Here is a 25,202-nt window from a genome sequence, read left to right as displayed (position 1 = left end):
CCGTGTGCTCGGCAGTCGCAGGTACCCGGCGGATGAGGGGGTGTGTGCTCGGGCTTCGCAGGTTATAGCCCGCCGGCCTCCCATCGCGGGCGGATTCCGCGGCCCTGCGCCCCCTCGCGGTCCCCGGCGGCTCCCCTCGAGGTGAGGCGCCTCCTCGTGGTGAATCCCGTCGCCGCGGGGGGCCGCGCCCGGCGAGGCGCTCGCGTGGCGCCGCGCTCGCCGGGCCCGCTCCTCGGTTCGGGCGCGGGACATGCACCCTCGCGCTCGGTTCTCACCGCTGATCGGACCTGGAGGAGTATCGATGGAGAAGCGTGCTTTGCAAGGGAAACTTGGACGCAGGCAATTCGCGGGCAGGGCCGCGGCCACCGCCGGCCTATCGCTGCTCGCCACACCGGGCCTCGCGCTCGGGGCGGGCAAGGGCGCAGACAGCGAGTCGGTCGGGCCGATCCCCCTGCCGGAAGGGGCCGCCTTCACGCCCGGCGTCGCCGTCGATCATCGCGCGAGGAAGCCGATCTACCTGCCGGGCGCGAACGCCGGCTACGCCGCGCACGCCGTGTCGGAGGTCCTCTTCTGGACGGACCAGCTGATGGAACACGCGATGTTCATCGCGCTGCTGATGCCCGGCGACCGCCTCCGCGGGCCGCGGAGCGAGGCGCGGCAGTTCCAGATGACCTTCGCCGGGCATTTCCTCTCGGCCCGCGACAGCGGCTATCGCGATGACGGGCTCGCCGCGCTCCTCCTCTCGACGCGGGCGGACGTGCTCCAGTTCATCGAGTACAAGCGCCGCATGCAGCGCGCGCAGGAGGCCGGCACGCTCAAGAGCCTCGTCTGGCCGCTCTTCTTCGACCACATCGCGCGCGAGGCCGAGCGCTTCGCCGCCCGGCTCGATCTGCTCGCGCAAGGCAGCGCCGCGCTCCAGAGCGACGAGGTGGCGTCGTTCTGGACGACGATCATGGCGGATCACCTCGAGTTCGTCGCGCACCTGCTCGACCCGCAGGAGCGCGCGCTCGTCGCGGACGCGAAGGCGCGCGCGGAGCAGCTGTATCAGACGCACGCGCACCGCGTCGGCAGCGGGCAGCTCGCGACGATGGCCGACGAGATCATCGACTTCAAGACGGCCGCGGAGCACGGCATCGAGGCGGGGCAGATCAAGAGCATCATCGATCCATCGCTCGCCGATCACGTCCTCCGCGAGGCGGTGCGGTTCTCCGACGAGGTGAGGCGCGCCCCGTGAGCGGAGGCGTCCGCGGGCGGAGCCGCGCGGGGCCCGGCGCGCCGTCCTGTCAGGTCACCTCCGCTCTCCGGGGGATGACGTCGCCGCGCGATCAGGTCCGGTCGCGCTCGGCCTGCCGCGGGGCGGCCGAGCGCGGCCTCGGGCCTCTCGAGCAGCCCGGCGTGGCCTCTGCGGTCGCGCGGAGCTAGGCCCCTCGCGCGACCGCCGCGGCGGCGCGAGGAGGGGACACCGATGTTCGTGCTGATCTCGATCGACCTGGAGGGATGCGCGGGGGTGGTGCATGTCGACCAGACGCGCCGGGGCGGCGGCGACTACGAGCGCGCCCGCGCGTGGATGAGCCGCGAGGCGAACGCCGCCGCGCTCGGCGCGTTCGAGGCGGGGGCCACGCGGGTCGTGGTCAACGACAGCCATGCGGACATGCGCAACCTCCTCTTCGAGGAGCTGGATCCCCGCGTCGAGGTGATCTCGGGCGCGCTGAAGCCGCTGTCGATGGTGCAGGGGATGGACGCCGAGCAGCCCGCCGCCGCGTTCTTCGTCGGCTATCACGGGGGCGCGGGGCTGCGCGCGAGCGTGCTCGACCACACCTATTACGGCGCGGTGGTGGGCGAGATCCGGCTGCACCCCGCGAGCGGCGCGGCGGACGATGCCGGGCTGTGGGTCGACGAGGCCGCCATCAACGCGCTCGTCCTGGGGGAGGCGGGGGTGCCGGTGGCGCTGGTCACGGGGGACGAGGCGGTGACCGCGCACGCGAGCGAGCGGTTCCCGGGGGTGACGACCGTGGCCGTGAAGTCGTCGATCACCCGCTACAGCGCGCGGTCGATCCACCCCGACGAGGCGTGCCGGCGCATCCGGGCCGCGGCGAGCGAGGCCCTGCGGGGGCTCGCGCGCGTCAAGCCGTACACGCTCCCGCCGCCGATCGGCGTGACGTTCTCGCTGCTCAACACCGCGTACGCGGACGCGGCGGAGCTCGTGCCCGGGGTCGTCCGCCTGGACGCGCGCCGCGTGCGCTACGTCGCCCCGAGCGCGCGCGAGGTGCTCCGCGCCGTCCTCGCGATCACGAAGATCGCCGGGACGGTGGTGGTCTGAAGGAGCGGTGTCCACAGAAGGGCGGTGCTCGGTCGCGTCTGGCGCAGCGATCCGGAGGAAACCCGCCAAGCACCCGAGGACGCCAAGATGAGGATCTCTCGGTTCTCCTGGCGTCCTGCCGGTTCATCTCCTCACGGTGGCAATGTGCTCGCCCAGTCGCCGATCGCCGCGGCGATCTCCGCGGGCGAGTCCTCCTGGACGTAGTGCGCGCCGCGCACCGTGACCTCGCGCTGGTTCGGCCACCGCCGGCACGCATCGCGCAGCGCGCCGATCAGGATGCGCCCCGGATCGGCGTTGATGAACAGCTTGGGGACCGCCGATGTCGCGAGCCAATCGGCGTATTTCTGTACCTCGACGCAGACCTGCGCGGGGTGGCCCTCGATGGGCAGCTGCCGCGGCCACGACAGGGTCGGACGGCGCGATTCGCCGGGCGCCCTGAACGGCCGGCGATACTCGTCGAGCTCGGCCTCGGTGAGCCCGCGCAGGACGCCCGACGGGAGGATCCGCTCGATGAACGCGTTCTCCTCGAGGATCAGGCGGTCACCCTCCGCGGACCGGAGCCGCTCGAACAGCGCCCTCGACATCGGCGGCCAGGCGTCCCACGTCATGACGCCGACGATCGCCTCCATGTACGCGACGCCGCGCACGCGCTCGGGGTGCCGGCGCGCCCAGTCGAAGCCGAGCGCGGAGCCCCAGTCGTGCACCACGAGGATCACGCGGCGGTCTGGCGCGAGCTCGTCCAGGAGCCCGTCGAGGAGCGCTCGGTGCTGGAAGAACGTGTACGAATCGGGGGTGCTCGGCACGAGCTTGTCCGAGTCGCCCATGCCGATGAGGTCGGGCGCGAAGCAGCGGAAGCCCGCCGAGAGCGGCGCGACGATGTTGCGCCACAGGAACGACGAGGTCGGATTGCCGTGAAGAAACACCATCGGCTCGCCCGCGCCGCGGTCGACGTACGCGAGCATGTGCCCGCTCACGCGGGCGCGCTTCTTTTCGCTCTGGGTGATCATGCGTCCTCCGGCGCTCGAACCGAGCGCTCGGAGCCGTTAGGGACCGCGTCGCTCCCGCGTGTGACCGAAAATCGACCGCCCGCCGGCGCGTCCGACAGCGAGCTCGCCGAGGCGATCATCGAGCGCACGCGCGCCGCAAAATCTTCTGTAAGTGGAAACTTCGGCTGCGCGCGGAACAGCTCCAGCGAACGCCGGATCTCGCGGATCTCGCCCTCGGCGCGGAGCACCTCGAGGCTCGTCCTCGTCGATGCCACGGCGTAGTTGAGCTGCGCCGGATTCACGCAGCGCCGCGCGACGTTCAGGTTGACCTGGTATGCGCAGCGGCAAGGGTTCGCCGGATCCGCCACGCCGCAGTGCCTGGCCAGGAACGCGTCGAGCGTCGCCCGCGCGCGCGAGAGGCGCTTGCGGAACGCCGCCTCGGAGATGCCGAGCACGTACGAGGCCTCGGCGGCCTCGAGCTCGCAGATGGCCCCGAGCACGAGGGCGATCCGGTGCGGCCGGTCGAGCGCCTGCAGCATGGCTTGCGTGCACCCGATGAAGACCTCCTCCTCGAGGAGCCGCTCGTCGGCGGCCGCGAGCGTGCCGGCCTCGATCGCGTTGGGCGGCTGTCCGAGGTCCTCGTCGGCGAGCGCCTCGAACGTCCAGCGTCGCCCGCGCTTCCTGTGCCGGAGCAAGAGGCGCGTCGCCACGCGATAGGCCCACGTCCCGACCGAGCTCTCGCCGCGGAACGTCGACAGCTGCGTCGCGATCAGCAGGAGGATCTCCTGCGTCGCGTCCCGGGCCGGCTCCGGGCGGCCGAGGAACCGCAGCGCGAGGCGGTACATCGGGTCCTGGAGCGCGCGCACGAGCTGATCGAGGGCGTCGGGGTCGCCCTCGCGCGCGCGCTGCGCGAGGGCATCCAGGGAGTCGGTGCGCGTGTCGAGGGGTCGCATGTTCGATGCTGGCGAGTAGATCTGCGGGCGCGCCGGCGGCGCTTTCTTCTCTTCCCGACCTGAGCTCCGAGGTGTTTCCCTGCGGTGAACCGGTTCGCGGCGCTGAGGCTACTGCACGGACGATCGCTCCGGCACGCGAACGCCCATCACCCGGGCGCGGCTTCGGAGGGAACGCCGCGCGTGTCAGCGCGGGCTTGCCCGCTGCATCGATGTCTTTTGCCACATGCAGAGGAGCTCGTCATCCCGTGGGGGTCGACGATGACGGCCGGCGGCGCCGGCGAGGCCCACGCCCACGGCATGGCGGGGCTCTGGGCCGCATCGACGTTGAACGGCCCGTCCTCCGGCCCAGCGCGCGGCGTCTGTACAGCGAGCGCCTCCCGGGGTTACCCTGCGCGGGCCCGGCGGTCGTCGAAGCCGCCGGGCGCGCGGCGTCGAGGCCGCAGGCGAGGCAGCGATGGAACTGACGTTGACGAACGAGGGCGGTGTGACGTTCGTGGAAGGCGCGCCGGACGAGGCCTTCCTGTCGAGCGACCGCGACGTCAATCGCCTGCTCGAGGCCTGTTTCTCGGACGGCGTGCGGTGCGCCCTCCTCTACGCGGCGAACCTGCCGGCCGCCTTCTTCGACCTGAGCTCGCGGGAGGCCGGGGAGATCCTGCAGAAGCTAAGGAATTACTGGGTCCGGCTCGCGGTGGTGTGTCCGCCGGGGGGACCGGGCTTCAGCAGCCGTTTCGGTGAGATGCTGGCCGAAGAGCGCCGCGGCCCGCATTTCGGGGTGTTCGAGACGCGCGACGCCGCCGTCGAATGGATTCGCCGGACGTCGGATGAAGAGCAGGTCTGACGCGCGGCGATGAATCCGGGCGGGCGCCGCGCGCGCGCCCGGATCATCGCGCCGATCCGAGATCCATGCCGGTGTGGCCCATCGTCCCTTCACCGCCTCCGCAGCAGGCGGACGTGGACCGCGCGCTCGACGGTGCGACGGCGGCGTGGCTCGTCGCGGACAGTGGTCGTCGCGCTCGCATCCCTCGTTCGGGGATCGAGGCCCTCCGCCCGCTGCTTCGCCTGCGAGGGGAGGGGGCCCCGCGCAGCGAGGGCGCCGGTTCCGAAGAGCCCGCGCTCGCGCCGGTGACGCTGGAACTGGAGCGGCATGGGCGGCCGTCGGCCACGGTCCGCGTGGCGGCCGACCTGTCGATCCAGCTTGCGTGGGATCGACCCGCGCCCGTCGAGGCGCCCGCCGCGCTCCGCGCCTGGCTCGCCGGCCGCGGCGCGGCCCTGCGGCCGCCCTCGCCCGAGCGCGGCCATGCGCCCGCGGCCTCGGCCGACGCAGGGGAGATCGCTCCTCCGGGGACGACCCTCGTCGCCGCAGCGTCATCGACCTACCGCCGCCTTTGCACGGATGGCGCGCGTGTCTTCGCCCTCCAGGGCTGGACGCTGGTGCGCCTCCAGAAGGGCCAGCACGCGCACGAGATCTGCCCGGTCTTCAGGCCGGACACGCCCATCGCGATCCGGGCCGGCGGGGTGCTCCTGCTCGAGCCGAGCGGCAGGCGCCGGCTCGTGACGGAGGACGGCGAGGCTCGGCCTGACCGGCGCCCGCTCTTCGGCCTTCCGGCGCTGCGCCTGCGCCGCGCGCTGCCGCGCTTCGTGGCGGCGCGCGACGCCGCGCTCGCTCGCCTCGTCCCGGACGACGCCGATCTCTTGCCGCTCGACCCCGGCTACGACGCCTGCGACGCGTACGAGGCGTTCGGCGGCGCGTTGCCGGCCGCGCTGCGGCTGCGCTCGTTCTGGGGTTGCGACGTCGCGCGCGGGCTCCTGCACGAGGTGCCGGCGCGCGGCGCCCCCCGGCAGATCGCGCTCGGCGGCCGCCCTGTATGGCTGGGCGCGACCGGCACGGGCGTGCTCGTCGTGGTGGCGCGCGACGGGGGCGAGGTGGCCGTGCTCGCGGTCGACGCCGGCGCCCCCGCGCGCTCGCTGGGCGCGTTCCGCGGCCGCGCGGACGGCGTGCTCGCCGCGCTGTGCGTGGGCGGCGAGGCGTGGCTCCGGCTCGCGGGGCCGCCCGGCGGCGTCGTGGTTGCCCTGGACGGCGCCGGGGGCGCGTGAGCCCGAGCCGAGGACGCGGCCGTCGGCGCTACGGGACGGAGGTGAACTGGAGCCGCGCATACCGCAGCCCGAGGTGGCGCAGCTCGTCCTCGATCTTCCTCCGAAAACCCGCGCACCGCGCCGGGGTCGCGATCTGCGCGCCGGTCCGGTCGGCGATCAGCGCGGCGTGGTCCTCGTCGTGCCCGTCGTCCGGGCGCGCGTAGTGCACGTCGATGCCGCTCCCGAGCTTCGCCGCCGGAAGCGCGCCCTCGATCCGCTCCGGAAGGGCGGCATGGACGAGGATCTTCTCGATGAAATTGAGCTCGTCGGCATCGCGCGGGAGCTTCTCGTGAACGTAGCGGTCGGTCGACCGGAGCTCCGTGCGCACGTAGCGATAAAGCTCTGCTTTCTGGCCATACTGAAGCGGCAAGATCGTGAATCCGCTGGCCGCCTCCCTCTGGATCTTCGCGCGCGGGATATCCGCGTTGAAGGGCGTGAGCAGGATCCCCTGGAACTTGATCATGCCCCTGCATGCGCCAGGGAGATGGGCCTCGATCTCCTCGCGGAGCCGATCGCGGAGCGCCTTGATCTGGTCGATTCCGTGCTCCAGCTTGTGCCGGTCCGTGCCTTTCATCTCGATGATCGTGACGAGGCAGCGCTCGCGTGAGGCGTACAGGACCAGGTAGTCCGGCCTCGCGACGCCGCGTCCGCGCATCAGCGGATCGCGCTCGCGATCGATGCCAAAGAGGACGCATACGCCTTCGTCCTTGATCTTGGAGCTGATGCCGAATTTCACCCTGCTCTCGGGAGGGACGCTGCGTCGCTCCTTCGCGCAGAAAATGAGCAGGTTCTCCAGGAACCCGAACCGCTTCCAGTCCAGCCTATCCTGCTTCTGAGCGAGGAGAGCGCGGGGTGTCTTACCTCTCGCCACGGCCGGCGCGCCCCGTCTCGCTGATCTCGAAGTACTTCTGCTGGAGCGCCGAGGAGACATCGCTCAGCGTGTCCCATCGGATCCCGTAGTCCTCGTCCTTGAGCGAGCGCAGCTCGTTGTCCCGCATCTCGTAGGCGCTCACCTTGTCCATCGGGACGAAGGCGCGCGGGTCGCCCAGGTAGAGCGACGCCGCCTGACGCTTCAGGACCTCCGGGTCGGAGGTGTCGCCCGCGGCCAGATTGTTCAGGTGCGACATGAAATACGGGCTGTGGGTCGTGAGCAGCACGTGCACCCCGAGGTTCACGAGGATGCCGAGGATCTCGAGCAGCTTGGCCTGCGACTCCGGGTGCAGGTTCATCTCGGGCTCGTCGATGATGAGGAAATCGTTCGGCTTGGCCCGGTAGCGCAGGTAGAGCAGAAGCGGCGTGAGCTGCTTGATGGACGAGGAAGCGTTGTAGAGATCGATGCTGAGGCCCTTCTTTACGTCGATCTGGATCTCGCGCCCTCCGAGCGCCGTCCTGCGGAACCTGGTCTTGTTCTTGTTCTGGATGCTCTCCTCGATGTCCGTGGCGAGCGCCCGGAAGGGCGCTCTGGCCGCCGGATCGCCGTGGTCTTCCCCTTCGGAGAGCTCGATATCCGTCAAGAATTCCAGGAAGTCCTCGACTGGCTTCGGGTAGCGGATGTCTCCCTGCTCGCGCAGCAGGTCGAGCTGACGCTTCGAGACGCGGCGCTTGCCGATGAGCGAGCGCTGCGCGTCCCGGAGGACGGTGTAGCGTCGATTCTGGAGCATCCTGTAGGTCATGATGAAGGCGTTGCGCTCCGCGGGAAGCAGGAGCGGCTGCCGAAACAGGAACGCTACTGCATTGGCTAGAATGGCGTCGGCGTACAATTCCGCTGTGGCCATGTCGATGCCGCGATCGGGCTTCTCTTTTCGCCCCTTTTGCGGCGATGCGCTGATGAGGATCTGCTCTCCACGCTTCGACACAGAGCCGTCGCGATGGTTCAGCGCAATCGCTTTCTCGATAGCGGCATCGAGTTCGATTGGTGTGATCTCGGCCTCGATTCTGCTCTTGGAGAACAGCTTGCCGCTTGAGTCCTGGAAGAAACCGCTCAGATCGTCGCGGAACGACGCAGTCACCTTCTGCAGGTGCCCATTCATTCGCTGAAACAAGCCAGCGTCGATCATGAAGGACGATCCGGCTCCTGATTTCTTTAGTGATGCAAGCTCGTCATAGTCGATGTCGCCAATACCCTCGATCTGCGCCTGCCAGAGCCCGTAGAGGGAGTAAGCCACATACGTCTTGTTCGAGTTGTTGGGCCCGATGATGACGGTGAGCGGGCGGAGATCCAGCTCGGTCTTCTTGATCGTCCCCAGGTTCGAGAACGTGATCTTCATCGCGCGCTCGCCGCCGTCGCCGGCTGCTCCTCGGTCAGGCACCGGGGCTTCCGGCACGCGACGGGCCGAGGACGCCGGAAGGGCGGCCCCATGCTCTCCAGGTGCTCGGGCTTGGACCACTTCCGGGCGGCGAAGCGCGGCATGAAGTCTCTCCGCTCGCCGAGCTCCATAGCGGACACATCGCGGTGTCCGCAATCCTCGGAGCTCGACAGGCCGGCCATGCGTCCGTACGCGGCGGAGAGCTCGCGGGCGGCGGGCAGGTGAGGGGCCTCGGGCAGGAAGTCGAGCATGGGTCGGCGCCGGAGCGGCTCGCCGAAGATAGCGCCGACGCCCCGGTGTTCGCCAGCCTGCGCACCACGCGAGCCGCCGCGAGGGCCAGCCGAGGCCCGCGCCGGCCCGCCGGCAGGCTCATCGCTGCTGCAGCTGGGCGACCAGGTCCTCGAGGCGATCGTAGCTGAGGGCCGCGCCGTGCTCCATGCCGGACGCGATGACAGCGTCGCGCACTTCCTTCGACGGATAGCGCGTCGTGGTCGTGACGCGCGTCTTGCCGCCCTCCTCGGTGAGGACCGATGTCACGAGCGAGACGGTGTCCGGGTACATCTCGAAGATCTCGGTGTACACGAGCCGGCTCGGCGGCGTGATCTCCTTGTACTCGCCGTGGAAGGCGGCCTCGCCGTGGGGGTGGCGGTTCACGAAGCGCCACGCGCCGCCCGGGCGAAGGTCGATCTCGCAGACGGACACCCCGTAGCCCTCGCCCAGGCAGCCCCACCACCGCTTCACGTGCTCGGGCCTCGTCATCGCCTCGAACACGAGGTGCCTCGGCGCGTTGAACAGGCGTGTCATGTGGATCTCCTGTTCCGACGGCGTCGTGACCTGGAAGCTGTCCTTGTTTGCTGCGCTGGTTGCGACCATGACTCTTCTCCTCCTGCGCTGACCGTCCCTGAACGTGGTGCGCCGCAGATGGGGCGGCACCCGTATCTAACCGAAAGGTTAATTAACCTTTGGGTTAAGTACATCGCCGCACCGTGCTTGTCAAGGCGGAGGAACGCCGAGCGCGGCGCGCCCGGGAATCGGTCTCGATCGTGGGAGATCGTGCAGCGCGAGAGGGATGGAGCTCGCCGTTCCGGAGGGCGGGCGCGCTGGCCCGGGGTCGGGACGGCGCCCATCACCTGTCGAGGAAGCCGCCGCCTACCGCGATGCGCGCGGGGACGGCGACTCTCGCTCCTCGTCCGCGGCCGCGCTCTCCCCCGCCCCGAGGAGCGCCCGCGCCGCGCGCTCCGTCTCCGGCGCCGTCAGACCGTGCGCCGCGCCGGCCCCCGCCACCGCCCGCCGGAACCTCGCCCGCGCTTTCGTGTGCTCCACGCTGATGAGCACGAAGCTCAGGATCGCGAGCCCGGCGCTCGCGCCCGGGCTCGGCACCGACCACGCCAGGCACCCGATCGCCACCGTCAACAGCACGCTGCACAGCACCATCGACTCGCCCAGCGCGCGCGACCCGTCCTCCATGGCCTGCGCCAGCGCCCGCGCCGCCCCCGGCGGGACCTCCTCGCCGCCCTCGCGGCCGCCCTCCAGGGCCGCGCCCGCGTCCGGCTCGCTCGACGTCGACCCGCTCCCCGCCGGCGGCAACGCAGCCGCCCCGGCGACCAGACCCCCCGCGCCGGGGCCGCCCTCCGCTCCCGCGTTCATCATCGTGCTCGGGCCCCACGTCGACATGCTCTGCTCCTTGCTCCGGCGCGCGGAGCGCCTCTGACCTTCGTCCGTGGCTCGGTCCACCGGTCCGTGCCGGGCGCGCGGCGCCGAGCCGCCCGCGCGCCCCGCCGCCCCGCGGTCACGACGCGCCCGCCGGCGCCTCCGGCCGGAGCAGCGGCGACGGCGGCTGCTGCCTCCGCGCCTCGAACACGCTCGCCCTGGCCGCGGGCTCGTCCAGCGACGCCAGCGCCTCGGCCACGGTCGAGAACACCCGGCCGCCGATGAACGCCTGGAGGAGCCCCGCCTCCTGCAGCCGCTCCGCCACGCCATCCGACGCCCGCGACAGGAGCGCCCGCGTCCCCTGCTCGCGCAGCTTCCCGAGCAACGCCCGGAACGCCTCGATGCCCGTGCAGTCGATGAGCGGCACCCCGGCGAGATCGAACACGAGGTGCCGCGGCAGCGGCCCCCCCTCGGCCAGCGACCGGATCTCCGTGTGCGACGCGAAGAAGATCGGACCCTCCACCCGCACCACCGCGACGGGCGGCGTCGGCCCGAGCGACCGGCGCGCCGGCAGCTCGAGCAGCCGCGGCATCTCCTCCGGCTCGTCGGTCGCCGTCACCAGCGACACGTCCACCCGCCGCTGCATGTGGGCGAAGTGCACGAGCGACAGCACCAGGCCCATCAGCACCCCGCCCACGAAATCGGTCGCGACGATCGACGCGGCCGTCGCCACGAACACGAACGCCTCGAACCGAGAGACCCGCCACATGAGCCGCACCTGCTGCCAGTTGATCAACCGGTAGCCGACCACGAGCAGGATGCCGGCGAGCCCCGCGAGCGGCAGCCGCTCCACGAACGGCCGCGCCAGGTACAGGAGCCCGAGCAGCGTCACCGACTGCGTGAGCGCCGCGAGCCGCGTCGTCGCCCCGCACTGGAGCGCCGCCGACGACCGCACGATCGCGCCCGCGACCGGCATCCCGCCGATCATCGAACTCGCCATGTTGGCCACCCCCTGCGCCATCAGCTCCTGCTCGCTCGAGTGGCGCTTCGCGTTGCTCTGCGCGTCGATCGCCACCGCCGACAGCAGCGAGTCGATCGACGCGAGCAGCGCCAGCGCGATCGCCTCCGGCAAGATCGCGATGAGCTCGAGGCGGTCGAACGCCGGCAGCGAGGGCGCGGGGAACGACGCCGAGATGGGCCCCACCGACGCCGTGCCGGCGCCGAGCGCGCTCACGGCGAGGATCGCCGCCCCGAGGCCGATGAGCCCGCCAGGGAGCCGCCGGTGCAGCTTCGGCAAGAGCACCGTCGCCGCGACGACCAGCGCGCCGATGCCGACGGCGAACGGATCGACGTGCGCGAGCCAGCTCGTCCCCGGCAGCGAGGACACGAGCCGCATCTCCGCCGGCAAGCCGAGGAGCCGCGGGAGCTGCGAGTTGAAGACCAGGAGACCGACCGCGGCCATGAAGCCGCCGATCACCGAGACGGGGATCATGTGGATGAGCCGCCCCACCCGGGCGACCCCCATGAGCACCTGGAGGACGCCGCACAGGAACGTCGCGCATAACAGCCCGTGCGGCCCGTGCCGCTGCAAGATCTCGAAGGTCAGCGGCACCAGCGCCACCTCGGGCCCCGTGACCTGCAGCCGCGATCCGCCGAAGAGCGCCGCGATCACGCCGGTCACCGCGCCCGTGATGAGCCCGGCGCTCGCGGGTAATCCGCACGCCAGCGCGAGCGCGAGGTTCAGCGGCAGCGCCACGAAGGCCACGGTCAGCCCGCTCAGCAGGTTGTCCGCGAGGCTCCTGGGAGCGACCATCTCCTTCCAGGAGGTCACCGTGTCTGCCCACATCGAACGCCAGAAGTTCGGTTGAGCCGTCGTTGTCAGGGTAGGCGAGGGGTTCATGGGGCGCCGCAATTCACGCGATGTGCCAGGCGCCCGCCTCGCTCGAATCCCGCGTCTCCGCGCGCCGCCGCCGTCAGGCGTCTGGATTCGCCGACACTCGCTTGGGGGGCCCGGCCGACGCTGTCGGCGGTCTCCCACAGGGGCGCTCCTGACGTCCCGTGTCCTCGAAAAAGTGTGGAATGTCGGCGGCTCGTGCGTTCGATGACGCGCGAGACCATAGTCGGGGTCTCGCATGCGCCTCTTGACCCGACTCGTGCTGTCTCACACCGCCCCGGTGCTCGTGATGCTGGTCGCCCTCGGCGTGGTCCTCGGGTCGCTCGCCCAGATCACCTCGTCGCTGCAGAACCTCTTGAGCGACGAGACCGAGGAGCTCCGGCGCGAGGCGGCGCTCCACCACGCCGCCTGGGCGATGGGGCTCGCGATGCGGCGCGGCCAGGAGGCGTGCTCGCGCGGCGCGCCCTGGGACGAGGTCGCCCCGATCCTCCGCACGCGGATCGCCGCGCTGAAGGCGGAGGTCGGCGACCCCGCCTTGCTCCCCTCGGACCCGATGCTCCCGTCGATCGACGGCCACCTCCAGCTCGCGCAGGGCGCGCTCGACGGGGGCACGTGCGGCCACCTCACCGACCCCGACGTCCAGCACGAGCGCGTGCGCCTCGACGAGCAGCTCACGGACGCGTGGGTCCTGCGCATCGGCGAGCTCCAGGCCCGCGTCCGCTCCAAGGAGGAGGACGCCCGCGGCGCCAGCGCCTCGGCGCTCTCGAACGGCCTCGCCATCTCCATCGCCGCCTGCGTCATCGCCGCGCTGCTCGCGCACCGGATCGCGCGCACCGTCACCGAGCCGCTCGCGGCCATCGCCACGCAGGCGCAGCGCCTCGGCAAGGGCCAGTTCGACGCGGCCGCCGAGGTGCGCGGCCCCGCCGAGGTGCGCGACCTCGCCCTGGAGATCGAGACCATGCGCAGGCGCCTCGCCGAGATCGAGACGCTCAAGCAGGGCTTCCTCGCCTCCGTCTCCCACGAGCTGCGCACCCCGCTCACGAAGATCCGCGAGGCGATCGCCCTGCTCGAGGACGGCGTCGGCGGGGGCGCGCTGAGCGAGCGTCAGGCCCGCATCCTCCACATCGCCCGCGTCGCCTGCGAGCGCGAGATCCGCATGGTGACCACCCTGCTCGACCTCTCCCGCCTCAGCGCCGGCTCCCCCATCCGCCTCCAGGACGGCTCCTCCATCGACGATCTGATCCGCAGCGCCGTGCGCGACGAGGAGGCGGAGGCGCGCGAGCGCGGCGTCACCATCGAGGTCGAGACGCCGGGCGACGTCCCCCCGTGCAGCCTGGATGTGGCCCTGGTCGAGCGCGCCGTCGCGAACCTGGTGCGCAACGCGACCTCCGTCTCCAAGCCCGGCCAGCAGGTGCTCGTGCGGCGCGAGCTCGTCGAGGACACGCGGGGCGGCCGGGGCGGCCGCCGGGTGATGATCAGCGTCACCGATCAGGGCCCCGGCGTCCCCGGGGAGATCCGGCAGTCGCTCTTCGAGGAGTTCAAGACGCAGCCGGTCGCGAACTCCCCGAAGCGCGTCGGCATCGGCCTCGGCCTGGCCCTCTCCCGCAAGATCGCCCGCGCCCACGGCGGCGACCTGGAGCTCGACGATCACGCCGCGAGCGCCGCCGCCGGCGCGGCCCAGGGCGACCGCGCCGCGGGGGCCACCTTCCGCCTGTGGCTGCCGCTCTCGACCGAGCGATCTTCCGAGCAGGCCCCCGCTGCGCTACACCCCCTCCCCGCGGTTCCATGAGCCCTGCCCGAAAGCCCCACGTGGTCATCGTCGACGACGAGCCGCACCTCTGCGAGCTGCTCGCCTTCCGCCTCGAGCACCACGGCTACCGGGTCACCACGGAGCTGACCGGCGCCGGGGGCATCGCCGCCCTCTCCCGCGAGCCCGTCGACGCGATGATCGTCGACCTCCGCCTCGACGACTGCGACGGGCTCGACGTGCTCAGCGAGGTGCAGAAGCGCTCCCCCGACGTGCCCGTCGTCATCCTCACGGCCCACGGCACCATCGAGATCGCCGTCGAGGCGATGAGGCGGGGCGCGTACGGCTTCCTCACGAAGCCGTTCCACGACCTCGATCTGCTCCAGAAGCTCGCGCACGCGGTCGAGAGCAGCTCGCTCCGCCGCGAGGTCGCCGGCCTGCGCCGCATCATCGGCGCCCAGAGCGACGAGCTGCGCCTGCTCGGGACGAGCGACCGCATCGCCGCCGTCCGCGAGATCATCTCCCGCGTCGCCCCCACCGACGCCACCGTCCTCCTGCTCGGCGAGTCCGGCACCGGCAAGGAGCTCGCGGCGCGCTCGCTCCACGCCCTCTCGCAGCGCCGCGGCAAGCCGTTCGTCGCGGTCAACTGCAGCGCCCTGCCGGCCGAGCTCCTGGAGAGCGAGCTGTTCGGCTACGTGCGCGGCGCGTTCACCGGCGCCACGCGCGACAAGGAGGGCCTCTTCGCCTCCGCCAACGGCGGCACCCTCCTGCTCGACGAGATCGGCGACGCCCCTCCCGCGGTCCAGGTGAAGCTCCTCCGCGTGCTGCAGGAGCGCCGCATCACCCGCGTCGGCTCGCTCAACGAGGAAGAGGTCGACGTCCGCGTCGTCGCCGCGACCAACCGCGATCTCCTCACCGAGGTCCGCGACGGCCGCTTCCGCGAGGATCTCTTCTATCGCCTGCACGTCGTCCCCATCGTCATGCCCCCGCTCCGCGAGCGGGTGGAGGACCTCCCCCTGCTCTGCGAGGTGTTCCTCTCCCGCGCCGCGGCCCGCCACGGCCTCTCCGAGCCCAAGCTCACCCCCGAGGCCCTGCGCGTGCTCCTCGCGCACCCCTGGCCCGGCAACGTCCGCGAGCTCGCCAACGTCATGGAAGGCGCCGTCCTGCTCTGCCGCGGCGAGCGCCTGCAGCCGCAGGACCTCAGCACCCTCCTCGTCCCTCCCGCCCGCAAGCTCGACGGCTGGTCGAGCGGCTCGGAGCCCGAGGACGCCGAGACCCCGGCCATCCCGGACGCCGCGGGCGAGATCCTGTCGGTGGCCTTCGGCGACCCCGGCTCGGCGCTCCCGTCGCTCAAGGAGGCGCGCGACACGTTCGAGCGCGCCTACCTGGTCGAGGTGCTCCGCCGCGCCAACGGCAACGTCAGCGCCGCCGCGAAGCTCTCCGGCAGGAACCGGACGGACTTCTACGACCTCCTCCGCAAGCACGGCCTCTCCTCCGCCAGCTTCAAGGAGTGACGCCCTTCGCGGACGTGGCGCGCGGCGACGGGCGGCGCTGCTACCGGGGCGTGTCGTCGCCGGCCGGGTGATCGATGAGGTAACGCCAGGTCCCGTCCGGCTGCCTTCGCACCACCTCCGCCGAGCGCGCCGTCTCGGTGACCTCCTCTCCGTCGGGGCCGACGAACGACAGGCGCCATTCGCCCTGCAGCAGGGCGATGTCCCCGGCCTGCATGCAGTAGTTGTTCTTCGACGCCATGCGGCCTCGCAGCGCGAGGAGGGCGCCTATCGCCTCCCGGATGGCGGGCGCGCCGGCGGCGCGCTGGCCCGGCGCCGGCGCCAGCACGGCCCCGGGCTCGTAGAGCGCCATGATCCGGTCGAGATCGCCGGCGTTGAAGGCCTCGGCGAAGATCGCGTTCATCTGCTGGGGTTCTCTGACGTCCATGCGTCACCTCCAGCGCTGACCGTGGCCCCCGGAGGCCGTGGCGTCCATGCACGAATCCTCAATTCACTCGTGCACCGGTGGAACGATCGGGTGGTACCGTCGACCGGTGATCGATCTCAACGAGATGGTCTGTTTCGCGCACGTCGTGGATCAGGGCAGCTTCGCCGCGGCCGCGCGCCGGCTCCGGATCCCGCCGTCCACGATGAGCCGGACGATCGCCGCGCTGGAGCGGCGCCTCGGCGCTCGCCTGCTCGAGCGCACCACGCGCAAGCTCCGGCTGACCGACGCCGGCGCGCAGTACCACGAGCGCTGCCGGCGCATCGTCGCCGAGGCCGAGGAGGCCGATCGCCTCATGGAGGCGCGCGCCTCGCGGGCGCAGGGCACGGTGCGCGTCTCCGTCCCGGAGGTGTTCGTCGAGCGGCTGCTCGCGCCGGCGGTGACTCGGCTCCTCGCGACCTACCCCGATGTCCGCGTCGAGTGCCTCACCGACGATCGCTATGTCGATCTCGTCGGCGAGCGCATCGACGTCGCCCTCCGGGTCCTGTCGCCGCGGGACCGCTCCGCGCAGGGGGCGCGCCGCCTCGGCGAGACGAGCCCTGTCCTGTGCGCGTCCCCGGCCTACCTCGCGGCGCGCGGCGCCCCGCGGGCGCCCGAGGGCCTGTCGTCGCACGACCTGTGCGCGTTCGGCCGGGATCGGAGCGCGTTCTCCCTTCGCCTCGTCGATCGCGCCGGCCGCGCCGTCCGGGTCCGCGCCGTGCCGCGCCTCTTGACCACGAGCGACGCCCACCTGCGCGCGGCGTGCCTCGGCGCCGCGGGCATCGCGCTCCTCCCGCCGTTCGTCGTCGACGGCGATCTCCGCGCCGGGCGCCTCGCGCGCGTCCTGCCTCGCTGGACCGGCCCGGCGCTCCGCCTGTTCGCCGTCACGCCGAGCGCGCGCGCCGTCCCGGCGCACGTCCGCGTCTTCCTGGACCTGCTCTACGAGCACGTGAGCCTGCACCCGCGGCTGCTCGACGCCGCCGCGTGATGCGCCGAGCCCATCATCACCGCTCCGCGGCGGCGATGGACATGCAGGGATCGTGTCGAGCAGTGTACAGAGCCTTGAACGGACTCATCCGCTGAAGCCCGCGGGAACCGCGCGACGCAGCGGCGCCGGAGGCCGGGCCGTGGGGGGTGTGGTACAAGCAAACGGTCGCCATGACGGGACAGCGCGCGAGCCACCTCGATCGCAGCGGGGAGCGGAGGCCGGCATGAGCCGGGTCGAGGCGGCGAGCGCCGGAATCGGGCTAAACCCGGCCGGCGCCGCGCTCTCGGGCGGCGGGGAGATGGGGGCGCTGATTCGCTCGATCGACTGGTCGCGGACGGCGCTCGGCCCCGTCGAGGCTTGGCCCCAGTCGCTGCGCACCGCGCTCTCCATCCTGCTCTCGTCCGAGCACCCGATGTTCCTCTGGTGGGGCCGAGAGCTCATCCAGTTCTACAACGACGGCTACCGCCCCATCCTCGGCTCCAAGAAGCACCCGGCCGCCATGGGCCAAGCGGGGCGCGCGTGCTGGAAGGAGATCTGGGACGTCATCGAGCCGATGATCGAGAAGGTCTTCGCCGGAGGGGCCACGTACCTCCGGGACGGCCTGCTCATCCTCGATCGGAACGGCTTCCTGGAAGAGTGCTATTTCAACTACGGCTACAGCCCCATCCGGGATGAGAGGGGCGCTGTCGCGGGCGTCTTCGTGGCGTGCTCCGAGAGCACTGGGCACATCCTCGGGCAGCGCCGGCTGAAGCTCCTCGCGGCGCTCGGGGCGAGGGTGGCCGACGCCAAGAACGTCGAGGATGCCTGTCGCGTCATGATGGGCAGCGTGGCGGAGGCCGGGCGCGACCTGCCGTTCGCGCTCCTCTACCTCGCCGACGAGGGCGGCGCGCACGCCCGCCTCGCGGCGACCGCCGGGCTCGACCCGGGCCACGCCGCCGCGCCGGCGACGGTGAGCCTCGACGCCGCCGCCGGCGGCGCGGTGTGGCCGCTGCATCGCGCGCTGCGCGAGGAAGCGGAGGTGGACCTCGCCGAGCTGCCCGCGGGTGTCGGCCCCCTCCCGGGCGGGCCGTGGCCGGACGCCGCGCGCCGGACGGTGGTGCTGCCGCTCCCCCGCGCCGGCGCCGGCGGGCGCGCGGCCGGGTTCCTCGTCGCCGGCGTCAGCCCGCGGCTCGTGCTGGACGACGACTACCGCGCCTTCCTGCGGCTCGTGGCCGGCCACTGCGCGACGGCGATCCAGAGCGCCCGGGCCAGCGAGGAGGAGCAGCGCCGGCTGGAGGCGCTCGCCGAGCTCGACCGCGCGAAGACGGTCTTCTTCAGCAACGTCAGCCACGAGTTCCGGACGCCGCTGACGCTGATCCTCGGGCCCGTGGAGGACGGCCTCTCGGACGCCGAGCAGCCTTTGCCTCCCCGCCAGCGCGAGCGCCTCGCGATCGTCCACCGCAACAGCCTCCGGCTCCTCCGGCTCGTCAACACGCTGCTCGACTTCTCGCGCATCGAGGCGGGCCGCATCCAGGCGAGCTACCAGCCGACCGATCTCGGCTCCCTCACCGCGGACCTGGCGAGCTCGTTCCGCTCGCTCCTGGAGCGGGCGGGCCTCTCGCTCACGGTGGACTGCCCGCCGCTCGCCGAGCCGGCCTACGTCGACCGGGAGCTCTGGGAGAAGATCGTCCTCAACCTCGTCTCGAACGCCTTCAAGTTCACCTTCACGGGGGGCGTCCGGGTCTCGCTGGAGGCGGCCGGCGGGCGGGCCGTCCTGTCGGTCGCGGACACCGGCACCGGCATCCCGGAGGCCGAGCTGCCGCACGTCTTCGAGCGGTTCCACCGCGTCGAGGGGGCCAGGGGCCGCAGCTACGAGGGCAGCGGCATCGGCCTCGCCCTGGTGCAGGAGCTGGCGAAGCTCCACGGCGGCGCCGCGGCCGTGGAGAGCCGCGTGGGTGAGGGCAGCCGCTTCACGGTGTCCATCCCGCTCGGCAAGGCGCACCTGCCCGAGGACCGCGTCGCTCGGGCCCCGTCGCCGGCCGCGGGGGGGCGGGACGCCGCGCCCTTCCTCGACGAGGCCGCGCAGTGGCTCCGCGGCGAGCAGGCGCCGGCGTCCCGGCCGGCGGGCGAGGGGCCGGCCCCGAGGCTGCCGGGGCGCATCCTCGTGGCCGACGACAACGCGGACATGCGCGAGTACGCGCTGCGGCTGCTCGCGGCGCAGGGGTGGACGGTGGAGGCCGTGGCCGACGGCCAAGCCGCCCTGGAGCGCGCCCGCGCCCACCCCCCGGACCTCGTGCTCACCGACGTGATGATGCCGCGGCTCGACGGCTTCGGCCTGCTCAGGGCGCTGCGCGCCGACGAGCGCACCCGCGGCGTGGCCGTGGTGATGCTCTCCGCGCGCGCGGGCGAGGAGGCGCGCGTCGACAGCCTCGAGGCCGGCGCCGACGACTTCCTCGTGAAGCCGTTCTCCGCGAAGGAGCTCCTCGCGCGGGTGCGCGTCCACGTGGAGCTCGCGCGCCGCCGGCGCGAGGCCGAGGGGCAACGCCAGTACCTGAACGACCTCTTCATGCAAGCTCCGGGGCCCATCGCCATCCTCCGCGGGCCGGAGCACGTCTTCGAGGTGGTCAACCCGCTCTACCAGCGGCTCGTCGGCGGTCGCGCGCTCGTGGGCGAGCCCATCCGGGCCGCCCTGCCCGAGCTCGACGGACAGGGCATCTGGGAGCTCCTCGACGCCGTGGTCCGCACCGGCGAGCCCATCGTCGGCAAGGAGCTCCCCGTGCGGCTCGACCGCCGGGGCGACGGCACGACGGAGGAGGTCTTCTTCAACTTCGTCTACCAGCCGATGCGCGATCGCGACGGCGCGGTCGAGGGCGTCTTCGTCTTCGCGTTCGACGTGACCGACCAGGTGCGCGCCCGGCGGGGCGTGGAGGCGCTCGTCGAGGCGCTCAAGCTCGCCGATCAGCGCAAGGACGAGTTCCTCGCGATGCTCGCGCACGAGCTCCGGAACCCGATGGCCTCGATCAGCCTGTCGCTGACGCTGCTCGACGACGTGGACGGCGACGGGCCCACGTCGGCGCGCTTCCGGGAGATCGCGCGGCGGCAGATGGGCCACCTGGTGCGGCTGGTCGACGATCTGCTCGACGTGTCGCGCATCACGCGGGGCACGGTGGAGCTGCGCCTCGGGGACGTCGATCTCGCGGCCGTGGTGCAGGACGCCGCCGCCGCGGTGAGGCCGGCCCTCGAGGCCCGGCACCACGCGCTCTCGGTGTCGGTGGGGCCCGGGGGCTTCGTCATGCGGGCCGACGCGACGCGGCTGGAGCAGGTGGTGACGAACCTCCTGACCAACGCGGCGAAGTACACCCCGCCGGGGGGCTCGATCTCGGTGCGCCTCACGCGCGAGGCGGCGGGCGGCGCGCCCGAGGCCGCCGTGCTGCGGGTGCGCGACACGGGCCGCGGCATCCCGGCGGCGATGCTCGAGAAGGTGTTCGATCTGTTCACGCAGGTCGACCAGACCATCGACCGGCGCACGGGCGGGCTGGGGCTCGGGCTCACGCTGGTGCGGCGGCTCTTGGAGCTGCACGGCGGCAGCGTCGTCGCGGCGAGCGCCGGGCCGGGCGAGGGCAGCGAGTTCACCGTGCGCCTGCCGCTCGGTCCGGGCGCGGCGCCGCAGCCTGCGCCGAGCGCCGGGCCGCTCGCGCCGCGCGAGGGGCCGCCGCCAGCGCCGCGCGAGGGGCCGCCGCCGGCGCCGCGCGAGGGGCCGCCGCCAGCGCCGCGCGAGGGGCCGCCGCCAGCGCCGCGCGAGGGGCCGCCGCCAGCGCCGCGCGAGGGGCCGCCGCCGCATCCGGGGCAGCGCGCCGAGGCGCCGGACGCGGCGGCCGACCGGCGCCGGGTGCTCGTCGTGGAGGACGCGGAGGACGTGCGCCGGGTGATGCGGGCGTACATCGAGGCGCTGGGGCACGAGGTGACGGTGGCGGTGGATGGGCTGGAGGGCGTGACGAAGCTGCTGGAGCTGCGCCCCGAGGTGGCCTTCGTGGACATCGGCCTGCCCGGCATCGACGGTTACGAGGTCGCCCGGCGGGCGCGGGCCGCGCCGGGCGGCGAAGCGCTCTACCTGGTGGCGCTCTCGGGCTACGGCGGGCCCGACGATCAGGCCAGGTCCAGGCGGGCCGGCTTCGATCTTCACCTGATCAAGCCCGTGGGCGGCGCCACGCTGCAGGGCGTGCTCACCGCGCCGCGCACGTAGCCGCGCGGCGTACGTGACGTGAGACGCGAGCGGAGCCTCCCGGCCGAGCCGCCATCGCCTGGGGCTTGACCGTCCGGGCCCTGGGTTGTATAACTAATTGGTTTCTATACCAAGGAGTTATGAAATGACCCCGTCCGAGCGCCTCGACGCAACGTTCGCTGCGCTCGCCGATCCGACACGGCGAGCGATCCTCGCGCGCCTCGCGTCCGGCGAGGCGTCGGTGAACGAGCTGGCGAAGCCGTTCGCGATGAGCCAGCCCGCGATCTCCAAGCACCTCAAGGTGCTGGAGCGCGCGGGCCTGATCTCGCGCGGCCGCGACGCGCAGCGGAGGCCTTGCCGGATCGAGGCCAAGCCGCTCGCGGACGCCAGCGGCTGGCTCGACAACTACAAGCGCTTCTGGGAGGGCAGCTACGAGCGCCTCGACGACCTGCTGGAGGAGCTGAAGGAACGAGAGAGCAAGGGGGAGCGCCCGAAGCGTTAGCTCCGGGCGTCAGAAACCCCGCCAGAGAAACCGGTCGATGACGAGTAGTCGCCGAAAACAGTAGCAATTTTGATAGCTTCCGCCTGTTTCGCCGCCGAGGGCGACTCCGGTGTGGCCCAACGGGGCACCCTCCGCCATTGCGCCGCCGACGGTGAAGGGCCCGCGGCGTCATCGATCGGGGTCGGCGCCTGGCCCGGCGGCGCCGCGCCGAGGGATTCTCCTTCGCTCGCCGCCCCGTTTCCGGGCGCTTCGATGCGCTGCCGCCTGTTTCGGGCTCGTGCCTGCGTCCCCGCGCTCTGCCGGTCCAACGACTGGCGTCAAGCTGCGTGGTCCCGAGCGCAGCCAGGGGCGGCGCCTGGGGCAGACGCTTCCCTGGTTCCAGGACGGAGGAGGGTGCGCCGGGGCGCTGGTGCAGGTCGGGCTCGGCGACTGGGGTCCCGGGCGCCGACGTGTAAGGTGCAACGAGGCATCCGCGTTCCTGCCTGGCCTCACCAAGGAGAGGGAGATGCTTGAACGGACGATCTGCATCATTCTTGCCGCCTTGCTCACCGGATGCGGCGCCGCGTCCCCCGGTGCGGGGGTGAACGGCGCGGAGGCGAATGAACCGCCCGGAGGGCTCGAGGAGCGGTATATCTACGACGGCGAGGTGGCCATAGAGCCCGTCGCGCTGGATGTGATGCTCGATCGGCTGCTCCGGATCGGTTGCGTGCGCGCGCCGGCAGCGAACCTGTGGCATCCCCTGGATCCTCGCCGCGCACTCCCGCCGTTGAGCCCCGGTCCTGCCGGGTCCGGGGACCAGATCCTTCAAAACAACCCGGAGAGCCCGCCGAAAAACGAGGGGACTCCTCAGGCAGCGAACAGCGGGTGCACGGTCAGCGTCGACGAGTTGCCCTCCCAGAGGCGCCTCACCATCGACCTGAATGGCCCCGGATACTTTGGGCCGTGCTGCTTCTGGGTCGATGGGCGCGAGCTCCACGCCACGAAAGACATCCGGGGTGAGCGCGACGACGAGAAGTTCAAGGCAGAAGTCCGAGCGGACGTGGCCAAGTTCGGCGGCTCTGTGAAGATCGTCGAGCGGACCTGGAGGATCAGATCGCGCGACGCTGGAGGCATCATGTACTGATGTCAACGCCGTCGATCCAGATCGAGGCGCGCTCCGCCTCGACGAGGGCGCCGAGCGCGTAGGCAAATCAAGCCGGAGCGCAGCGCGAGGAAGTGTATCGCAGCAAACAGAAAGGGTGGGACCGCGAGCGTCGTGATGGCTCGGTCCTGGGTCGAAAGAGCGTGGTCCGGGCGGCGCCGAGCGCGCTACGGGGCGCATCGGCGTGCCGTGGGCACAGGTGTCCCTCCGGGCGTTGGTCTGGCACGGGAGGCGCGTCGCGAGACGCTATGCGGCGTCACCGAGCGCCTTGCGGCGCAGAACGGTGCTTTTCCACGTGGACGCGCCGGTCGACCCGACGATCCCACCTCCCGAAGCGCCGCGTAGCGACGGCGCGTCGGCGGTGTCCGTCGACGCGTTGCCGGTGGCGCGCCCCGGCGCCACCGCCCCGCCCCGCCCCGTGGCGCACGCCACGACGCCGTCGCCGGGCCCGACCCGCGGCGTGAGCGAGCGCGAGGTCACGCACCTCGTCGAGCTCCGTCGCGTCGCCGTTACCGACGCCGCGGCCGCCGTCGAGCTCGCGCGCGCGGGCCACGCCGAGTTTCCGCGCGGCATGCTGTATCCGGAGCGCGAAGCGATCCTGAACGACGCGCTCCGGCGGAGCGGTCGCCCCGACGAGGCGCGGGCGCACGCGGCGCTGTTCGTCGAGCGCTATCCGACGCACACCGCGACCCCGCGGATGCGAAGCCTCGTCGATCCGTGAGGCCATCGCCAGCCTCGAGGAGGCAGCCGCGCGCGGCTGCGTGTCGGCGCATCTTCCTCCTCTTCGGACAGATGCACCGAGCCTCATTCATCGCCGGCTTTCTGGAGCAGCACCCGGCGTGGTCCTCGACCTTCGCCAATCCGACGAGTTGTGAGTCTCGCGGACGAAGGGACCGGCGAGAGACCGCCGTTCGATCAACGAGGCCCCGCCGCTCGCGTGCCGCGCTTGTCGACGTCGCGTCCGATCGCGTGGACGATATCGCGCAACCATCGGGCGGCCCCATCACCGTCGCGATGCCGCGGATAGAACAAGAATTCCTGATACGGCCCCGGATCGAGCGGCGGCTTCACGATCGCGAGCGACAACGGCGCAGCCAAGGCCTCCGCGAGACGTCGCGGGACGAACGCGACGAGATCGCTGGCCGCCGCCGCGTGAAGGGCTTGCAAATAGCTCGGTACGGTCAATCCAATCCGGCGCTCGACGCCTTCCTTCATCAGCCAGGCATCGAGCGGATCTCGCGTCACGGCGATGTGGCGTGCCTCGGCGAACGTGCGCCGTTTCCCGATCCGCGTGACGAGCGGGTGATCGCCGCGGACGACCACCACGTCGCGATCGGTGAAGAGCGGACGGCGATCGAAGCCCTGGAGATCGACCGCCTCGCACGAGGTGAACAGATCGAGCGAGCGTAGGCGTTCGGGCGTCATCGCGAACGGACTCTCCCACGGCAACACTTCGAGCCGAGCACGCGGCGCCTCGCTGCTCATCCGCCGCACGATGGCGGGCACGACCAGATCCGCGAGGTGGTCGTGGATCACGACCTGGAATCGCCGCGAGCTCGTCGCCGGCACGAACGACTCGACCGCGAGGAGGCTCCGAACGCGCTCGAGCGCATCGGGCAACGACTCGCGAAGGCGAAGGGCGCGAGGCGTCAGCTCCATCCTCGATCCGATGCGGACGAGCAGCGCGTCGCCGAACAGCTCGCGCAGCCGCCCGAGCGAATGGCTGACCGCGGGCTGCGAGCGTCCGATCCGGCGAGCCGCGCGGCCGACGTGAGCTTCGGCGAGCAACGCGTCGAGGGCCACGAGGAGATTGAGGTCGACCAACGCGAGATTGACCATACGAATGATCCCGATTCTAGCAATCGATTGGACGAATCGACAAGCACGCGCGAAGAAGTCGACGAGCCAACGAGGAGCAAGCCATGCAGAATCGATCGTCCGTCGTCCCGCGAGAGATGCAGAATCTCCATGAAAAGTTCCGCTACTCCCCCGGCGTGAGAGCCGGAAATCTTCTCTTCATCGCAGGCCAGGTCGGTCGCGACCAAGACCTGAACGTCATCGAGGGCAAGGAGGCCCAGTTCACGCAAGCCTTCGAGAACGTGAAGAAGGTGCTGGCCGCTGCCGGCGCCACGATGGACGACGTGGTCGACATGGTGAGCTACCACACGGACATGCGCGACTTGCCGCTGTTCATCCAAGTGCGTGATCGCTACGTCACGAACTCCGACCGCTACCCGGCGTGGACGGCGCTCGGTGTCGCCGCGCTCGCGATGCCAGGATTGATCGCCGAGATCAAGTGCACGGCGCTCTTGCCGTAGGCCGTCCGCTCCGGCCGCGCCCGACGAAGCGAACATCGGCGACGAGGAGCGCGCTCGCTACGCGGCTGCGCGACGCTCGCGATAGAATC

The 25,202-nt window shown here is 71.9% G+C and carries 22 protein-coding genes; 12 read left to right on the top strand and 10 right to left on the bottom strand.

What is annotated here, in order from left to right; translation table 11 throughout:
* Window positions 1-301: 301 nt before the first annotated feature.
* On the top strand, window positions 302-1,234 hold the full coding sequence (locus WME83_RS31620; protein ID WP_437313426.1) for a DUF2935 domain-containing protein: 933 nt from the start codon (window positions 302-304) through the stop codon (window positions 1,232-1,234).
* Window positions 1,235-1,465: 231 nt separating this feature from the next.
* Window positions 1,466-2,320 carry a M55 family metallopeptidase gene (locus WME83_RS31615; protein ID WP_437313425.1) on the top strand — a complete coding sequence of 285 codons (855 nt, stop codon included), beginning with the start codon at window positions 1,466-1,468 and terminating at the stop codon, window positions 2,318-2,320.
* 131 nt (window positions 2,321-2,451) lie between these two features.
* Here the strand turns inward: WME83_RS31615 and WME83_RS31610 are convergent, their stop codons facing one another.
* Both WME83_RS31610 and WME83_RS31605 read right to left on the bottom strand, forming a co-directional pair.
* A complete protein-coding gene (locus tag WME83_RS31610; protein WP_437313424.1) occupies window positions 2,452-3,327 on the bottom strand; it encodes a haloalkane dehalogenase in 876 nt (291 codons plus the stop codon).
* Window positions 3,324-4,259, bottom strand: a complete 936-nt coding sequence (locus tag WME83_RS31605) for an RNA polymerase sigma factor (protein WP_437313423.1) — start codon at window positions 4,257-4,259, stop codon at window positions 3,324-3,326. Before WME83_RS31605 ends, WME83_RS31610 begins: the two co-directional genes overlap by 4 nt.
* A 466-nt stretch (window positions 4,260-4,725) precedes the next feature.
* Between WME83_RS31605 and WME83_RS31600 the strand changes: the two genes are divergently transcribed.
* Complete coding sequence (locus tag WME83_RS31600; protein WP_437313422.1) at window positions 4,726-5,097, top strand: DUF4180 domain-containing protein; 372 nt, start codon at window positions 4,726-4,728, stop codon at window positions 5,095-5,097.
* 284 nt (window positions 5,098-5,381) lie between these two features.
* On the top strand, window positions 5,382-6,353 hold the full coding sequence (locus WME83_RS31595) for a hypothetical protein (protein WP_437313421.1): 972 nt from the start codon (window positions 5,382-5,384) through the stop codon (window positions 6,351-6,353).
* 28 nt (window positions 6,354-6,381) lie between these two features.
* On the opposite strand, the gene WME83_RS31590 is transcribed toward WME83_RS31595, so the two are convergent.
* The 6 genes from WME83_RS31590 to WME83_RS31565 form a co-directional block, all read right to left on the bottom strand.
* Window positions 6,382-7,128: a hypothetical protein gene (locus WME83_RS31590; RefSeq protein ID WP_437313420.1), complete on the bottom strand. Its 747-nt coding sequence runs from the start codon at window positions 7,126-7,128 to the stop codon at window positions 6,382-6,384.
* A 121-nt stretch (window positions 7,129-7,249) separates the two neighbouring features.
* Complete coding sequence (locus WME83_RS31585) at window positions 7,250-8,659, bottom strand: AAA family ATPase (protein WP_437313419.1); 1,410 nt, start codon at window positions 8,657-8,659, stop codon at window positions 7,250-7,252.
* Entirely contained in the window at window positions 8,656-8,949 is a 294-nt protein-coding gene (locus WME83_RS31580) for a hypothetical protein (protein ID WP_437313418.1), read from the bottom strand. The genes WME83_RS31585 and WME83_RS31580 overlap by 4 nt, the downstream gene beginning before the upstream one ends.
* Before the next feature lie 118 nt (window positions 8,950-9,067).
* A complete protein-coding gene (locus WME83_RS31575) occupies window positions 9,068-9,571 on the bottom strand; it encodes an SRPBCC family protein (RefSeq protein WP_020738171.1) in 504 nt (167 codons plus the stop codon).
* Between the two features lie 276 nt (window positions 9,572-9,847).
* On the bottom strand, window positions 9,848-10,372 hold the full coding sequence (locus WME83_RS31570; RefSeq protein WP_437313417.1) for a hypothetical protein: 525 nt from the start codon (window positions 10,370-10,372) through the stop codon (window positions 9,848-9,850).
* A gap of 115 nt (window positions 10,373-10,487) precedes the next feature.
* Window positions 10,488-12,161, bottom strand: a complete 1,674-nt coding sequence (locus WME83_RS31565) for a SulP family inorganic anion transporter (protein ID WP_437322072.1) — start codon at window positions 12,159-12,161, stop codon at window positions 10,488-10,490.
* A 319-nt stretch (window positions 12,162-12,480) separates the two neighbouring features.
* On the opposite strand from WME83_RS31565, the gene WME83_RS31560 reads away from it, so the two are divergent.
* Both WME83_RS31560 and WME83_RS31555 read left to right on the top strand, forming a co-directional pair.
* Complete coding sequence (locus WME83_RS31560; RefSeq protein WP_437313416.1) at window positions 12,481-14,031, top strand: ATP-binding protein; 1,551 nt, start codon at window positions 12,481-12,483, stop codon at window positions 14,029-14,031.
* Window positions 14,028-15,503, top strand: coding sequence for a sigma-54-dependent transcriptional regulator (locus WME83_RS31555; protein ID WP_437313415.1), 1,476 nt, complete (start codon window positions 14,028-14,030; stop codon window positions 15,501-15,503). The genes WME83_RS31560 and WME83_RS31555 overlap by 4 nt, the downstream gene beginning before the upstream one ends.
* Window positions 15,504-15,543: 40 nt before the next feature.
* Here WME83_RS31555 and WME83_RS31550 read toward each other — a convergent pair whose 3' ends face one another.
* Window positions 15,544-15,927 carry a YybH family protein gene (locus WME83_RS31550; protein ID WP_437313414.1) on the bottom strand — a complete coding sequence of 128 codons (384 nt, stop codon included), beginning with the start codon at window positions 15,925-15,927 and terminating at the stop codon, window positions 15,544-15,546.
* A gap of 46 nt (window positions 15,928-15,973) precedes the next feature.
* Between WME83_RS31550 and WME83_RS31545 the strand changes: the two genes are divergently transcribed.
* The 5 genes from WME83_RS31545 (at window position 15,974) to WME83_RS31525 (ending at window position 23,516) form a co-directional block, all read left to right on the top strand.
* On the top strand, window positions 15,974-16,951 hold the full coding sequence (locus WME83_RS31545; RefSeq protein WP_437313413.1) for a LysR family transcriptional regulator: 978 nt from the start codon (window positions 15,974-15,976) through the stop codon (window positions 16,949-16,951).
* A gap of 223 nt (window positions 16,952-17,174) precedes the next feature.
* Window positions 17,175-21,173 carry an ATP-binding protein gene (locus WME83_RS31540; RefSeq protein ID WP_437313412.1) on the top strand — a complete coding sequence of 1,333 codons (3,999 nt, stop codon included), beginning with the start codon at window positions 17,175-17,177 and terminating at the stop codon, window positions 21,171-21,173.
* 124 nt (window positions 21,174-21,297) lie between these two features.
* Window positions 21,298-21,654 (top strand): ArsR/SmtB family transcription factor, encoded by a 357-nt coding sequence (locus tag WME83_RS31535; protein ID WP_437313411.1) that lies wholly within the window; start codon window positions 21,298-21,300, stop codon window positions 21,652-21,654.
* 505 nt (window positions 21,655-22,159) lie between these two features.
* Entirely contained in the window at window positions 22,160-22,777 is a 618-nt protein-coding gene (locus WME83_RS31530) for a hypothetical protein (RefSeq protein WP_437313410.1), read from the top strand.
* A gap of 301 nt (window positions 22,778-23,078) precedes the next feature.
* Window positions 23,079-23,516, top strand: coding sequence for a hypothetical protein (locus WME83_RS31525; protein WP_437313409.1), 438 nt, complete (start codon window positions 23,079-23,081; stop codon window positions 23,514-23,516).
* A 194-nt stretch (window positions 23,517-23,710) separates the two neighbouring features.
* Here the strand turns inward: WME83_RS31525 and WME83_RS31520 are convergent, their stop codons facing one another.
* Window positions 23,711-24,634, bottom strand: coding sequence for a LysR family transcriptional regulator (locus WME83_RS31520; protein WP_437313408.1), 924 nt, complete (start codon window positions 24,632-24,634; stop codon window positions 23,711-23,713).
* Between the two features lie 83 nt (window positions 24,635-24,717).
* Here WME83_RS31520 and WME83_RS31515 point away from each other — a divergent pair, with 83 nt between their 5' ends.
* Window positions 24,718-25,113: a RidA family protein gene (locus tag WME83_RS31515; protein WP_437313407.1), complete on the top strand. Its 396-nt coding sequence runs from the start codon at window positions 24,718-24,720 to the stop codon at window positions 25,111-25,113.
* Window positions 25,114-25,202: the final 89 nt, after the last annotated feature.

The organism is Sorangium sp. So ce385, assembly GCF_051474135.1.
Classification (GTDB): Bacteria; Myxococcota_A; Polyangia; order Polyangiales; family Polyangiaceae; genus Sorangium; species Sorangium cellulosum_D.
This window is presented reverse-complemented; position numbering and strand designations above follow the sequence as displayed.